At 40.3% G+C, this 15,746-nt stretch carries 13 protein-coding genes; 4 read left to right on the top strand and 9 right to left on the bottom strand.

Annotated features, from left to right (window positions below):
- Window positions 1-78 precede the first annotated feature (78 nt).
- Together L0657_RS04260 and L0657_RS04265 are read right to left on the bottom strand one after the other, a co-directional pair.
- Complete coding sequence (locus L0657_RS04260) at window positions 79-921, bottom strand: endonuclease/exonuclease/phosphatase family protein (RefSeq protein ID WP_235149152.1); 843 nt, start codon at window positions 919-921, stop codon at window positions 79-81.
- Between the two features lie 86 nt (window positions 922-1,007).
- On the bottom strand, window positions 1,008-2,846 hold the full coding sequence (locus L0657_RS04265; RefSeq protein ID WP_235149153.1) for an alkaline phosphatase: 1,839 nt from the start codon (window positions 2,844-2,846) through the stop codon (window positions 1,008-1,010).
- A 246-nt stretch (window positions 2,847-3,092) separates the two neighbouring features.
- On the opposite strand from L0657_RS04265, the gene L0657_RS04270 reads away from it, so the two are divergent.
- The 4 genes from L0657_RS04270 (at window position 3,093) to L0657_RS04285 (ending at window position 7,971) form a co-directional block, all read left to right on the top strand.
- Complete coding sequence (locus tag L0657_RS04270; protein ID WP_235149154.1) at window positions 3,093-3,803, top strand: NrtR DNA-binding winged helix domain-containing protein; 711 nt, start codon at window positions 3,093-3,095, stop codon at window positions 3,801-3,803.
- A 243-nt stretch (window positions 3,804-4,046) separates the two neighbouring features.
- The gene (locus L0657_RS04275) at window positions 4,047-5,717 is read left to right on the top strand and encodes a ribulokinase (protein ID WP_235149155.1); all 1,671 of its coding nucleotides are present in this window, start codon (window positions 4,047-4,049) and stop codon (window positions 5,715-5,717) included.
- A 40-nt stretch (window positions 5,718-5,757) separates the two neighbouring features.
- On the top strand, window positions 5,758-7,248 hold the full coding sequence (araA, locus tag L0657_RS04280) for an L-arabinose isomerase (RefSeq protein ID WP_235149156.1): 1,491 nt from the start codon (window positions 5,758-5,760) through the stop codon (window positions 7,246-7,248).
- 24 nt (window positions 7,249-7,272) lie between these two features.
- Window positions 7,273-7,971, top strand: coding sequence for an L-ribulose-5-phosphate 4-epimerase (locus L0657_RS04285; protein ID WP_235149157.1), 699 nt, complete (start codon window positions 7,273-7,275; stop codon window positions 7,969-7,971).
- An 83-nt stretch (window positions 7,972-8,054) separates the two neighbouring features.
- On the opposite strand, the gene L0657_RS27835 is transcribed toward L0657_RS04285, so the two are convergent.
- The 7 genes from L0657_RS27835 to L0657_RS04315 form a co-directional block, all read right to left on the bottom strand.
- Window positions 8,055-8,189, bottom strand: coding sequence for a hypothetical protein (locus L0657_RS27835; protein ID WP_255717737.1), 135 nt, complete (start codon window positions 8,187-8,189; stop codon window positions 8,055-8,057).
- A gap of 158 nt (window positions 8,190-8,347) precedes the next feature.
- On the bottom strand, window positions 8,348-8,551 hold the full coding sequence (locus L0657_RS04290) for a hypothetical protein (RefSeq protein ID WP_235149158.1): 204 nt from the start codon (window positions 8,549-8,551) through the stop codon (window positions 8,348-8,350).
- A 277-nt stretch (window positions 8,552-8,828) separates the two neighbouring features.
- Window positions 8,829-9,218, bottom strand: coding sequence for a two-component system response regulator (locus L0657_RS04295; RefSeq protein WP_235149159.1), 390 nt, complete (start codon window positions 9,216-9,218; stop codon window positions 8,829-8,831).
- A 5-nt stretch (window positions 9,219-9,223) separates the two neighbouring features.
- A complete protein-coding gene (locus L0657_RS04300; protein WP_235149160.1) occupies window positions 9,224-10,315 on the bottom strand; it encodes a hybrid sensor histidine kinase/response regulator in 1,092 nt (363 codons plus the stop codon).
- Window positions 10,316-10,318: 3 nt separating this feature from the next.
- Window positions 10,319-12,475, bottom strand: a complete 2,157-nt coding sequence (locus tag L0657_RS04305; RefSeq protein WP_235149161.1) for a 7TM diverse intracellular signaling domain-containing protein — start codon at window positions 12,473-12,475, stop codon at window positions 10,319-10,321.
- 11 nt (window positions 12,476-12,486) lie between these two features.
- Complete coding sequence (locus L0657_RS04310) at window positions 12,487-13,173, bottom strand: hypothetical protein (RefSeq protein ID WP_235149162.1); 687 nt, start codon at window positions 13,171-13,173, stop codon at window positions 12,487-12,489.
- Entirely contained in the window at window positions 13,173-15,470 is a 2,298-nt protein-coding gene (locus L0657_RS04315) for an Rv1355c family protein (RefSeq protein ID WP_235149163.1), read from the bottom strand. The genes L0657_RS04310 and L0657_RS04315 overlap by 1 nt, the downstream gene beginning before the upstream one ends.
- Window positions 15,471-15,746 lie beyond the last annotated feature (276 nt).

A 15,746-nucleotide genomic window follows, 5' to 3' on the forward strand; every position in this document is an offset into this window, starting at 1 on the left:
CCTTGTGATGATTGAGATTTATTTCAATAACCACAAGGATTTTCTTCATCGTTCTACTGGTCAGTGCCAGGAATTCTGTTAATTAATTATAGCTTTTATGACCACTGGCTGGTGATCCGACGGATAACGTTGCTCTTTTGCATCTGTCAAAACGCCATACTTTAAAACTTTGATCGGTTTGCTTACAAAGATATAATCGATACGGTTTTCCATAGGAGCATCAAATTTAAAGCTGTTGAACGTTCCTTCCGGGCCGTATTTTGGCTGTTCCGTTACTTCGTGTGAATCGTTCAAAAGTGTCTGAATCGCTTTGATCTGCTCTGTTTCAGGTGTTGAATTAAAATCACCGGTTAATATCGTCGGGGAATTTCCAGCGATTTCTTTCATCTTTTTCACCATCAGAATACCTGACTGGCGGCGCGCTTCCACACCTTGATGATCAAAATGAACATTGAAAAAATAAAATTCCTTTTTAGTATTCAGATCCTGGAATTTAGCCCATGAACAGATACGGTTGCAGCAGGTCGCATCCCAGCCTTTTCCTGGTTTGTCAGGCGTTTCGCTCAACCAAAAATCGCCATTTTTTAAAACTTTGAAACGATCCTTTTTGTAAAAAATAGCAGAATGCTCACCGCCTTCTTTCCCATCATCACGGCCTTTTCCCAAAAACGCAAAATCCGTAAGCTCAGCCACATCACGCAACTGGTTGATCAGTACTTCCTGCGTTCCAAAAATGTCAAATTCATGAAAACGGATCAAACCCTTTACCATTTCCTTACGGTTTGGCCAGGCGTTGATTCCGTCGCCTTTATTATCGTACCGAAGGTTATATGAAGCAATGTTAATGGTTTCAGGCTTTTTCTGGGCAAACCCAGTTGTTGTCAATCCTAAGGCAAGCAATAAAAGAAATAAATTTTTCATTATTAAGAATTTAATTGTAAAATGGTAAAAGGTAAGGACACTGAGTAATTTAAAAATCTAACTACTCTTTATTGATACTGCAAAATTCACTTTTTGTTATATTTTGTAAAAATATTGAGCATTTTGTTAAAGATTTCCGTGTTCTCATAAATTCCTCTGAAATCCAGCGCGTGTGGGCCATAGGCAAAAACCGGCACCATAATCGCAGTATGATCATTGGTGCTGAAACTTCCGTCGACATAACCTTTTTTCAGATCACCATCTAGTAAAGTCAATCCACCCGTTTCGTGGTCGGCAGTTACGATCACCAGGGTCTCGCCGTTTGAATCTGCAAACTTTAAAGCTTCGCCGATAAGCTGGTCAAAATCCAGCATTTCTGTTACCACGTAAGGCACTTTGTTGGCATGCCCGCCGTAGTCAATCTGCGCACCTTCTGCCATAATAAAGAAACCTTTTCCGGATTTAGATAATGTTTGCTGTGTTTTAGCAAATGATTCAGTTAGAAAATTTCCACGGCCCGACAGCATAGAAACTGTTTTCGAATCATCTAAAAGTACAAATGGAGCCTTCAACGATGCAAGGTCTTTCCATTGATTTGAAACCTGAAAACCTTTTGTTCGAAGAGAATCGGAAACCTTATGTTTGTTAAAAACCATTGTCCCGCCACCAATCATAATATCCACTGTTGATTTTAAAAAATCGAGCGCGATCGTACTGTCCATACTTCGTTCAGGTTGATGCGCGTAAAATGCGGCTGGTGTTGCGTCTGTGATATTTCCGGCGGAGATCAGACCAGTTTTGATTCCTAACGGTTTGATAATGTCAGGGAGATTTTTTAATGGGATATTGTTCGTATCCACGCCAATGGCACGGTTTCTGGCTTTTTGTCCTGTCGCCATGGCCGTTGCACCCGCTGCGGAATCAGTGATATAACTATCGGCAGCTGCGGTTTTCGAAAAGCCAATATTCAAAAATTGAGACAAATTTAGCTCGCCGTGATTAGCCGTCAGCCCGGCATAGATCTGAGCCAAACCCATACCATCACCAATCAGTAAAATGATATTTTTGACTTTGGATAACTTGTCATTGTTTTTGTAAGTAGGCTTGTAAACCGCTTGTGGCTTCGGAGCGGTATACTCAGCGTTTGCGCGGTTTCTAAGATATGGTCCCAGTTCTTCGACTTTGTCCGTATTCAAATAATCTAAACCCATGTTCATCAGCATTTTCCATGCGTTAACTTCATCCGGCGTAGCCCAGAAACGGATTTTTTTGCCCTGCCCATGCACATGTTTGATCACCTCTTCAAGTGCTTCCTTTTCTTTTTTTACTAAAACTCCTTTGCCGTTCCATTTGGTATAATTTGTGAACGACTGGCTGATCAACCCGATTCGTTCCAGTTGTGCTTTGGTATACTGGATCTCCGGGCGGCCGTCGAAAAATATATAATCAGGATACTGGTTGAATTGGGCAGGAGGCGGCGTATTGCCACTCAAAACAATTTTCACCGAGCCTTTTGGCGCAAGGATGCTGGCATAAGGTTGCAGCTCTCTGACCAGCGCCGGAATCGTGGTGATGCCTGGTGTTTTAAGATCTATAAGTAATTGTAAACCAAGTGTTTTATCAGGATATATACTTCCGTTATTTTTCTCGATCTGAGCGAGAATCGGTTTTAAATAGAGATTGGAAAAAGTGTTTTTTGAAGTAATATATTTCTCGTCATGATCCACAAAAATACTGTCATTCCTTAGAAATATATCGGCTTCAATAGAGCCAAATTGCTGATAATAAGCACGCAAAAAGGGAATATTCTGCTCGTAATCGTTATGAGAGTGAGCTTGTCCAGTTGTATAACGATGGGGTGTTTGTGCATACAATGTAGTTTTTGAAAATACCACAAACAGAGAAATGAAAAGAATATACTTCATGATAAGCGTCAGAATGCGGCCAAAGAGGCTTAAATTCTGAATTATGAAAAATGGTTTTTACTTAAAAGGAAACTCCCACAAAAATCACTCTAAAAATTTACTTATATTTTATCTTAATGTTAAGTCGGCTTTTGATCTTACATCTTTCACTAACTTTCCTTTAATAAAACTAAATTTACTGAATTATGTAACTCAATAATTTACTGTTTAATTTGTCCGTACGTTTCTCGATTTACAAATTCTTCTATGTATAGTTATCCTCTTTCTTCCAGAATTCTGCTTGCCATTGACTGTATTATTTTTGGTTTTGACGGGAAAGATATCAAGCTGCTTTTGATTAAGAGAAATTTTGATCCGGAAAAAGGAAACTGGTCACTGATGGGCGGTTTCCTGAAAGAAGAAGAAGATCTGGAAGCAGGAGCAGGGCGTATACTTTACGACCTTACCGGACTGAAAAATGTATACGTTGAGCAGTTGGAAGTTTTTGGAAAAGTTAGTCGTGACCCGGCTGAGCGTACAGTTTCTGTCGTATTCTTCGCCTTAATCCAGATTGATGAACATGACGCGGAAGCTGTGAAAAGCCATAATGCAGCCTGGATAAGCCTGGACAAACGTCCTAAACTTATTTTTGACCATGATCAGATGGTTGACCGTGCCATTGAACATTTACGTTACAAAGCTGCTTTGCATCCAATCGGATTTGAGCTTTTGCCGGGAAATTTTACTATCCCACAGCTTCAAAAACTTTATGAAGCAATTTATAGCACGCCGCTCGATCGAAGAAATTTTAGCAGAAAACTGCTCTCAACAGGTCTTCTAATTGATACCGGATACAAAAACACGAACTCTGCCACTAAAAAAGCAGCTTTATACAAACTCGACACACTCCGGTATAAAGAGAAATTTCATGCGTTCTGGAATTTTATGCCAGATGCGATGAAAATGAAGCAGACATAATTACCACCGTTTATTCTAGTTTTAACGATAAATAATTTTACACAAAAATGAATAGAATTAATTGTGTCAAGAATACACCATAGATTAATTTTATTATATTTACAGGTCAATTATTTATAAAAAGAGTAGTTAGTCGCTGAAAGAAAGTGAGCGCTTTAATACTGCTTTTCGTTAGAATCTCTTGTAGTCAGCCTTATTATTTAAGATTCAATATAACATTATTCACCTGTTCCCCGGCTTTTTATGAATAACAAATATGTAATTGGAATTGATTATGGAACAGATTCCGTGAGAGCCTTGGTCGTTAATACGCATACTGGAGAAACGGCAGGAACTGCGGTTTTTGAATATCCGCGTTGGAAAGCAGGAAAATACTGTGATCCGTCCGTATCGCGTTTCAGGCAACATCCGCTTGACTATCTGGAAGGTTTGGAGTCGTCTGTGACCGGGGCATTAAAAGATGTCAGCGACGAGGTGAGGCAAAATATTACCGGAATTTCCATCGATACGACGGGTTCTACGCCTGTGGCTGTTGACAGAAATGGAACTCCGTTATCGCTTCTCCCCGAATTTGCAGAAAATCCGAATGGTATGTTTATCCTTTGGAAGGATCATACCGCCAATGCTGAAGCAGGAGAGATCAATGCACTTGCGCATAGTTGGGAGACTGATTATACTAAGTATGTTGGAGGTATTTATTCCTCAGAATGGTTTTGGGCAAAAATATTGAAAACCCTCCGGATCGATGAAAATGTTCGTGAAAAAGCTTTTTCATGGGTGGAGCACTGCGACTGGATATCGGCTGAGCTTACAGGAAATACAGATCCGTTAACTTTACACCGATCACGGTGTGCGGCTGGCCATAAAGCGTTGTGGCACAGTGAGTACGATGGATTACCAAAAGAGGATTTCTTCGTGGCACTTGATCCGCTTCTGGCGGGAATGCGTGACCGGTTATTCAGTAAAACCGAAACTTCCGATAAATCGATGGGGACCATTTCTGCTTCCTGGGCAGCAAAATTAGGGATTCCTGCTGACGTCGTGATCGGTGTCGGAGCGTTTGATTGTCATATGGGTGCCGTTGGCGCTTTGATCGAACCGTATTCGCTTTGCAAGGTAATCGGCACTTCAACCTGTGATATGCTCGTTGCACCGAACGAAGAAATTGGACATCTCCTGATCAATGGAATCTGCGGCCAGGTGGATGGGTCTATCGTTCCGGGAATGCTCGGTATGGAGGCTGGGCAATCCGGATTTGGCGATATCTATGCCTGGTTTGCCAAACTTATTACTACACCTGTTCGCGAACTGCTGGGAGAAGACGCTGGCAGGCAACTTTCAGAAAAACTGCTGCCTCACCTGGCAAAACAAGCCGCCCTTCTTCCAGTAACAGAAAATGATATTATCGCTATCGACTGGTGGAATGGAAGAAGAACGCCCGATGCAAACCATACTTTAAAAGGAGCAATTCTTGATTTGAACCTGGCTAGCGACAGCGTGCGCCTATTCAAGGCACTTGTGGAAGCGACGGCTTATGGTTCAAGAAATATAGCGGATCGTTTCAGATCCGAGGGCGTCCCAATTAACGAGGTAATCGCGATTGGAGGCGTTGCTAAAAAATCACCTTTCGTAATGCAAACCCTTTCAGATGTTTTGAATATGCCAATAAAGGTGGCCTCGTCAGATCAGGCTTGTGCGTTGGGTGCTGCAATGTTCGCGGCAGTGGCTTCGGGTGTTCATCCTACTTTGCAGGAAGCGCAGCAAGCTATGAATTCCGGATTCGACGCTGAGTATCATCCGAGACTAGAAGTTGTAGAAGTATATGAAAAATTATATGAAAAATATCTGAAAGCTGGTGGTTTTATCGAGCAAGAAACCAAGGCAAAAAGAAGTACAGACCTGAAAACAGTATAGGGGAAAATTATTCCGTCAAAATATTTATCATTTATTAACGATGTTGGATTTAAAACAATTTGAAATTTGGTTTGTCACTGGCAGCCAGGATCTGTACGGAGAAGAAACACTTCGTCAGGTTGATGAACATTCAAAAATTATCAGTCAGTTTTTTGACGAAAAATCAGAAATTCCGGTACGTGTTATTTTTAAACCGGTCGTTAAGTCTTCTGAAGAAATTTATAAAATATGTCAGGATGCAAATATTACTGAAAATTGTATAGGGATTGTGGCCTGGATGCATACGTTTTCGCCTGCGAAGATGTGGATTCGTGGTTTGCAAATTCTTCAAAAACCTTTGTTACATCTTCATACGCAATACAACCGCGATATTCCGTGGGCGATTATTGATATGGATTTTATGAACCTGAATCAATCTGCCCACGGCGACAGAGAGTTTGGTTTTATCATGACCCGAATGCGACTGAACAGAAAAGTAGTGGTAGGGCATTGGCAGCAAATTGATGTTATTACTTCTATCGCCGATTGGACACGGGTCGCTGCCGCACGACAAGATCTGAAAGGAGCAAAGTTTGCACGTTTTGGAGATAACATGCGCCAGGTTGCAGTGACGGACGGAGACAAAGTTGCAGCGGAAATGGCATTTGGATTTTCTGTCAATACTTATGCTGTTGGCGATCTTGTTTCTGTGATCAATCAGGTTTCCGACGACGCAGTCAACCAGTTGACGGAGGAATATGAAAATGCATATAGCCTTGTCTCTTCTCTTCGGAAAGGTGGCGACCAGTTTTATGCTTTGCAGGACGCTGCCCGTATAGAATTGGGGATGAAATATTTTCTTCAGGACGGCGGATTTAAAGGTTATACCAACACCTTTGAAGATCTATATGGCATGAAACAATTGCCAGGAATCGGATCTCAGCGTATGATGGCTGCGGGTTATGGCTATGCCGGAGAAGGCGATTGGAAAACTTCTGCAATGGTTCGTGCGCTCAAAGTAATGGGTAGCGGACTTCCTGGCGGCAGTTCTTTCATGGAGGACTATACGTATCATTTTAACCCTGCAAATAATCTGGTATTGGGCTCACACATGTTGGAAATCTGCCCAAGTATCGCCGAAGGAAAGCCGTCCTGTGAGATTCATCCGCTTGGAATAGGTGGAAAGGAGGATCCGGTTCGCCTTGTGTTTAATGCGCCAGCAGGTCCCGCAATCAACGTTTCACTGATCGATATGGGTAATCGGTTCAGACTTTTGGTGAACGAAGTGGAAGCCGTCGCAGTTGAAGAAGCACTGCCAAAACTACCAGTTGCCAGAGCACTTTGGAAACCCGCACCGGATATGAAAACAGGCTGTGCGGCCTGGATTTATGCCGGAGGAGCACATCATACAGTTTACAGCCAGAATCTGACAACGGATCATATTGAAACTTTTGCTGAAATGGTAGGGGTGGAGTTGGTTGTGATTGACAAGAATACCAATCTTCGCCAGTTCAAAAATGAGTTGCGTTGGAGCGAGGCTTCCTTTAAATAAATATCGTCATTTAAATATTTTGCAATGGCATATACGTATCTGAAAGAACTGGTCTATGAGGCCAATATGGAAATTCCAAAAGAAGAGCTGGCTATTGTCACTTTCGGAAATGTCAGTGGTGTCGACCGTGCTGCAGGCGTAGTGGCCATAAAGCCAAGCGGAGTTCCTTACCGAAAATTGAAAGTCGGGGACATCGTTATTGTTGATTTGGATAACGTGCTGGTTGAAGGTTCAATGAGGCCTTCTTCGGACACAAAAACTCATACACTTTTGTATAAGAATTTCCCTTCGATCGGCGGAGTTTGTCACACGCATTCAACATACGCAGTAGCATGGGCCCAGGCGAAACGTGCCATTCCCAATCTTGGAACAACACACGCCGATCACCTGGTTGCGCCAGTGCCGGTAACCGAAGTAATGTCAGATGAAATGATTCAAAATGATTACGAACATGAAACCGGGAATCAGATTCTGGATCTTTTTAGACAAGAAGGACTAAGTCCGGAAGAAGTGGAAATGGTACTGGTAGCTTGTCATGGACCGTTTACATGGGGCAAAGATCCGGCAAAAGCAGTTTACAATGCTGTTGTGCTTGAAGAAATCGCGAAAATGGCATTCCTGACGTTACAAATTAACCCGGGCTGTCCCACTATCAAACAATCCTTGATCGACAAACACTTTTTCAGAAAACATGGAAAAAATGCCTATTATGGACAGGAGTAATTGTTAATTATTAATTGTTAAGGGTTAATGTTTGCCTTCAGGCCATCATTAACCCTTAATCATTAACAATTAACCATTAATAACTATTTCTTCTTTGCCAATTCGCGCATCTGTTGGAATGCTTCCTGGCGTGTCATGCGTTTTTCGCTGGATTTCGCTGCCTGGATTGAATCTTTATCAAAACGTCCTTTCAAAAAGTTAAGCACTGCGAGTATCATGATTCTGGTATTAAAATTTCTTGTAATTATTATCGTAACTTATTTCAAAGCTAATTAAAGAAATTGAAAATATCTATTTACAAATGGTATTTTCAGGTGGTGCTTTTGTTACAAATTAATAAATACCAGCGAAATGAAACGTTTTATAAAAGTTGATCTTATGACTGCTCTACAGGCTGTGAAACAGGTTTTTTAAGTTTAGCGCCTGGTACAAAATCACCTCCTATCCATCTAACAAAATTTTTAGAGTGCGATTTGTAAATCTCCATAGAAAGAGGTTTTATTCCGCTAAATTCTACCTCTCTAACGTATTGGTCGTGAAGTTTTTTAATTTCTGTTAACGTTTGGCTGTCAGTTTTCATGCCGGGTTATGGAAGTTAAGGTTGATATATTTAAGCCATTTAGGACAAAAAACATACCTGTTTAGACAAATGAGTTATTTGTCACTTAATAATTACATTTTAAGTAGAAATTGTTATCGAAATTTTACGATTCAAGATATTTTCCTGGAACACACAGTATCCGAATTGTTGAATAAAGATACAGTTTGGGAATATCCCGGAATAGGAAAAATCTAAGATCAGAAGCTCGTGTCTTTGAAAGAGATAGTTGGCTGAAATTAAGAGGAAAAATTAAATTTCAATCTTTAAGAATAGCCTTCAAAGTTGTAATTTCCAAAGGTTTGGATAGCAATTCCAGAATGTGTATGCTTGCTTTTGCTTTTTCGATATCGCGTGTGTCAATAGTAGAGGACAACATATAGATCCTGATTTGACTTTTTAAAGTCTCTGGGAGCATATCAAACTGGTCTATAAACTCAAACCCGTTCATTCCGGGCATTTGCAAATCCAGTAAGATAATTGTTTTAGGCAATCTTTCGCCTTGGCCTGTCAGATATTCCAGCGCATCCTGAGCGGAATTGAAGGGGCGCACGGAATTACCAATACCGCTTTTTAATATTAATTTTTCATAAATAAATAAATCAAAAGCGCTATCATCAATTAAGATAAAATCAAATTGACTGGTCATAATTTCTATTTATTTACTGAAGGAATATTTATCTCAAAAATACTTCCTTCACCTACGGTCGAAGTGACATTAATTGTACCTTGTAGCTTCGTAATGGCTTCATGAACTATGTAAAGTCCTATCCCTGAACCACTATTTGTTGCGCCTGCACGATAAAACATTTTAAAAATCTTTTCTATATCGTCTTTTTTAATACCTAATCCGTTGTCCTCAAAAGTGATTTTCGTGTGCTGCGGCGTCGCGTAGATGTCCAGTTTAATAAAAGGGTTTTCTTTCCTGGCATCCTGAAACTTTACCGCGTTCGTAATCAAATTATTGAAGATGATCCGCAGTTTCATCGCATCTGAATAAAAAACTCCTGTCTGGTTAATATTGGTAATCATATTGATTTTACCAAATTCCGGCAGAAATTTAATCGCCTCCGTTACATCATTAACAAGCTGATTGAAATCAATTTCTGTGATTGCCTGAATTCCTCTCGCGTTTTTGTAATAATCAATGATGTTAATAATAAAAGTATCCAGTTTTTTGACGGATTGCTTGATCAGATCAAGGTATTCGTTTTGCGACTGAACATCTTCTTCCATCAGAGCCAGGTTCACTATTCCCAGCACAGACATTAAAGGAGCGCGTAAATCGTGCGATGCACTGTAAACAAATTTATCAAGCTCTTCATACGCCTTTTGCAAATCCAGATTTCTCTGTTTTAGCTCCGCACGGGTTTTATAGATATCAAATGCATGCGTGATAGCATTTTCAACGTAGGTATAGTCCCAGGGTTTGTCAATAAACCTGAAAACTTCACCTTTGTTAATCGCGTCAATCGCAGCGCTTATGTCCGTATGACCAGTAATTAAAATCCGGATCGATTCAGGAAATTTGCTTCTTATTTTCTCGAAAAACTGAACTCCGGTCATACCCGGCATTCTTTGGTCAGCAAGGATAACATGAAATTCTTCCTTTTCCATGATTTCTTCAGCCTCCACAACCGAAACAGTTGTAGTGATATCGTATTGTCTCCGGAATGATGCCTTAAACGATTGCAGATTATGTTCCTCGTCGTCTATGTATAAAATACGTATTTTGCTGTCACTCATTTATTATGAAAGGGCTAATTTCTTTGTTATAGGAAGCGTTATCACAAATTCAGTTCCCTTGTTGACTTCGGATATTACTTCAATTGTGCCGTAATGTACCTCAATAATTTTAAAAACTATAGATAATCCTAATCCGGTGCCTTCGCCAACATCTTTAGTGGTAAAAAACGGATCGTAAATTTTGGCTTTTACCTCCGGAGTCATACCAGTTCCATTATCTCTGATTGAAACAGTAACATGTTCACTGTCTTTTAAGAAGGTACGAACCCAGATAGTTGGTTTTCTATCTGGTAATTCATCTTTCTGGACCGCATAAATTGAATTGGTCAGAATGTTCATAAAAACCTGATTCATTTTACCGCCATAACACTCGACATTGGGGATACTTCCGAGGTCTTTGATCAGTTGAAGGTTTGTACCCATCTGATAATTTAAAATAACCAGCGTGGATTCAATGCCTTCGTTTATATTAACAAAGTTAAGATCGGATTCATCTACTCTTGAGAAAACTTTCAACCCCTTTACTATTTCCACTGTGCGGCGGGCACCGTCTTCCATTCCGGTTAGTAATAGCCCAAGCTCGGTTTTAATATAGTCCAGATCGAGGTGGTTTTTAAGCTTTTCTATTTCGACCATTTTTTTCTGAACCCCATCGAGAGAGTCTATCTGCCGGATCTCGTCGTAGGAATCAAGAATTTCTATTACATCGTCTATATCCCTTCTAAGCGGCCTGATATTTGAACTGACAAAGTTGATTGGATTATTGATTTCATGCGCTATACCCGCGGTTAGTTGACCCAGAGAAGCCATCTTCTCAGATTCGATAAGCTGCGACTGTGCATCTTTCAGTTTTGTCAGCGTGTCGTTCAGGTCAGTATTTGATTTTCTCAACTCAACGGTTCTTTCGTCAACCCGTTTTTCCAGAATTATATTTTGTTCTTTAACAATTTTTTGATTTTCCAACGAAATTCTGAGCGCTTGTTCCTGCGACAATTCCCGTTCTTTTTTCAGAATGTTGATTTTGTCAGCTAAGGCAAAAGACAGAAGAATTACTTCAATAGCAGTTCCAAACTGCATGGTATAGTTTGTGAAGACATTGTATTGCAGTAAGTTGAGATTCCGCATTACAAACAATATTAATCCCAACAAAAAGATAGACCAGGCCAGTAGGAAAAATTTGGCTGGCCGGTATCCAAGCAATGATAATTTAAGGGCAATTACAAAAGTGAGAATTGCACCTGTTAATCCGGCAAGATCTACGAAACGATAACTTAGCATACCATTGCCCGTAATAGCAAAAAATACGGCGACCAGATATATTCCTACGATCACATACAATAGCTTGCCCCAGATCGGCGCGCGTTCGGAAATGTGAAGAAATTCTTTGATGAAAAATATAGCAAATATCCCCGCCAGGGCAGAAAACCAGACAATCGCGGTGTTGTTAAAATAATGGGCTTGCGGCCACAGATATTTAAAGGTATATCCGTTTAAAGTGGTTTGCGCGAGGCCAATGAAAAAGATGTAGAGAACGTAGTAAAGGTAACTTTTGTCCCGTGTTGAAAAATAAATGAACAAATTGTAAAGAATCATAACCAAAATTATCCCGATAAACATTCCGGTAATAATTTCACTTAACAACGCTGATTGAAAAAAGCCGTTTTCGCTTCTCAGAATCAAAGGAAGTACAACTTGCCTGCCGCCCTTAACTTTGAGATAGAATGTTTTAGCCGTGTTTTTTTCAACAAGTAATTTAAAAACAATGCTTTGATGGTTTACTTCACGTTCACTGAAAGAATAAGTTTCGAGAATGGATCTGTTTTCAACTTTTCCTGAATCGAGAGAATATAACTCACATGAATGCAGCATAGGGTAAGCAAGTTCCAGAAATATCTTCGGTTCCTCGCTTAAATTCCGAACAGTAAATTTTATCCAATAGGTTGATTTGCTCAGTCCCAGATTCGGTGTCTCAACTTCACTTCTAACAAATTTTATTGATTTTGGAAAATTCGGGAATTTATAATTGTTATTCGTGTCTTCCGCCATTTCAAGATATTTGCCAATCAGAATATCTTTTCCGCTGAAATCTATTTCCTCAGCTTTCAAGGAAAAAGATAACAGGAGAAACAAGGGCAAAAAAACAAATCTGATGAAATTCATCGTTTCAATAATTACAATTTTGTATGATAGATAATATCCATTTCTCCCTTAGGACCCTTTTCAATCGCTTCCTGATTTGGCGTTTCGCGCAGATCAAAAATACGTTCTCTTTCTTCGGCATGTGCGCCGGGAAGATTAACAATATCTTTGATGATAAGGGCGGTTGCCACCAATCCTTCTTTTGGATAATAAAATGTACCGTTGTTTCCCAACTCTCTGATAATCTCAAATCCAACGCGGGCGCAATTTCTTAAAGTTGCAGGAGAACACAAAGCCATAAGATATTGAACGTTTACCTGCGTGGCAATGGCAACGCCGATTCTGCCAAGGAAAATGCTTCCGATCCCGTATCCGGCAACCTCTTTTGAATTAAAAAGGCCGCAAAACTCTCCAACGCTCTGGCTTCCGATATTGTCAACGTATTGATAAATTCCAGTATCAATTTTTGCAATTGCGTCTTCCATCGGCATTTTCATTTCGTGCGAACGGATCTGGATCCTGCCTCCTCCATATATTTTCTCCCCGTCTTCCGATTCGACAAGGACAACATAAGTCTGAGGGTCATGCAGCCAGTCTATGCTCGCTGATGTTACTTTTTTAACGCCATAGGACTCTAAAACTTTTCGATGTCCGTCTACATAACGCAGACTCGTTTCAACGTCATCCGGAGATTTGAATGCTCTGATTTTGGCTACCATTATAATGCTTTGTTGTCAATAAACAATATTTCGGATAAGGGTAGGCGTTTGGATTTAATGGCAGGCTTATCAGCCTTTGCGATCTTGAAGAGAAAAGTTTCAGCCACATTTTCATCGACCGGGATGATATCAATAAATTTGGCGCGCAATTGCCTGATAATCTCGACCTCGTCGTTATCCAATCCTTCGGTACCGTTGGCATTCAGTCGGGCAAATAAATAGAGTGGAGCATTCAGGGGATGAATCGCAAATCCCAGTTGTTCTGCTTTCAGCCAAAGTCTTTGCAAGGCGATTCCGCCAGCAAAATAATCAGCAGAACCTGTTCCTTTAACTGTTATCAAACCAATTCCGGATGCCAGGCTGGCTGTTCGCATGACACCATCTACAAGCGCATTTGCACCTCCGATTGTTTTTAAAACTTCTGCAATTTTCGGATCTTTAATAATGGAAAGAGCGGCAATTTGCGCAGGAATCATTCCCATTTCCCGAACATCAATACCGTCTCCTGACAGATCTGCATGGTCGGGAGTCCATCGGATATTCCTTTCATAAAAGTCCTTATGCCCTGCTTTATTGAGTAAAGTAATACGTTCACTTTCTCCAATAATTTTGCCAAGACTTAGAATTTTTTCCCTATCTGTTATAAAATAAATTTTTCCTCCCTGAACGCTTTCGACGGATTCTGCCAAACTTTTTATTTCATCCGGCGTCATTAAAACAGGCTGAGAAAGGCTGCGGTTAGAAGACCTGTTCTCAATAAACGCAACGGATTCCGGGTCGTAAATCGGCTCGAAGTCCGGATAATCGTCGTCCTTGTAAAAGTCTATGATAGCAATCAAACTTTTATCCTCAGGCAAAGGGAAAAGCTCACTTTTTACTTTCAGATTATGCTGATTTGTTTTTAGCAGAAGATTTTCATAGGCCGCTCCAAGTGAAACGTGGGCAGCAATATCTGAAAAGTTGGCAAATGAAAACGACCTTTTTTCGTCATGAAAAAGAAAAAGTCGTCCATTGCGGTAAAGCCACTTCCAGGGTTGGTCATTTGCGTTAGAAGGAGCCAGTCCGGCAGCTTCAACAATATCGGAAACCACCTGCAAATCAGGTTTGTATGAATCGTCAGCGCCCGGAAATGAATCAGCCTTTTTTATGGCATCTTCCAATGAAAACGGATTGAAAGGATTTTGGTCATCTAAGGACTTACCGGCAGCGTTTTTGTTGCCAATGATTTTTTCAAGATCTACATAATATCGTCCGGACTCGTTGTATTGGTCCAGAAGAATCCTGCGGCAAACATCTGTTACCACACCGCCTCCCAGCGTAACAGCGCTTGCCAGCTGTGGCCAGGTGCTAATCGATTGACCCACTTCAATGAGCGAAAGTTGCCCGCGCAAAGAGCTGTTTTTGGCATCGACTATTTTGAGTACAAGTGGCAACCGATCTTCCGGACTTATATTTTTCAATCTTTCAGGAGGTATGCCATCCAGAAATCCATGCAAAATGGACCGATCTGCTTCGAGGTCAAAACGCTCCACATCGAGCATACCTTTGTCGCTGGTTTCCATAACGACAGGAATCTGGTATTTCTTTGCCATCTGGCGGCAGGCGATCTTCATTTCAAGCCCGTCACACTCATCTACCAGAATGTCAAGTTTTCCTCCTTCAAGCAAAAAGGCTTCCAGATTTTCATCGGTAAGCCCTTCCTGATAACATTCAATATTTATGAACGGGTCGATTTCTGCAATTTCCCGCGCTGTAACAACACATTTATTGAGCCCGATATTTTGTATTCCGGTTTTTATCCGGTTGAGATTGCTTAGTTCGATGGTATCAAAATCCGCAAGTTTCAGAGTGCTGCAAATCCTTTCAGTTGCAATACTAAGCGCTACGGCGTGGCCTACTGACAGTCCAATGATCCCGATTTTTTTACTAAACAGACTGGTCTGTTCAGATGGAGTAATTTTAAACTTATTACGGCTGGTTCTTAATTCAATAAATTCCTCTTTATCAAGGATATGGATCATTTTATTAAGCCAGGGATAATAAACCCATATACCCTCATTTTCAGCGGATCTGTTTTCTATCCAGCTGTCATATATCGCATCGGTATCAGCCGGGGAAAGTCTTTGTTTGGGGCTCCGTATCTTAAAAAGCTCTTTTTTCTGGGAAGAAAATAAATCCAGAACTATTTTATCGGTTTTAACTGAAATAATATCGTTGAATTTTTGTCTGTCAGACTCCTTACTCAATTCAAATAAAACGGGTAAATAGATTTCATTTAATTCTAAATCTTGATACATCTTTAAGCTTGCGTTGAGCGGTTATTTTCCGGAAATTTTCATAAAACGTCGCATATCTCTGACAATCTAAACATAATTTTAGAAGAACAATAATTACATGTCCAAGTTATCCCAAAGTTCAGTCGGTGAGGTTACAGTTTATAAAGAAAACCGTGTTCTTAAAACAAGAATTAATGTAATAATGCTGTCGCTTAATTAACAATAACACCGCGGATTTGTTCTATTATTTTTATAGTATGTTAATTTCTGATCAAACATATATATTTGCAACGATAC

This window comes from Dyadobacter sp. CY345, from assembly GCF_021502725.1.
Classification (GTDB): domain Bacteria; phylum Bacteroidota; class Bacteroidia; order Cytophagales; family Spirosomataceae; genus Dyadobacter.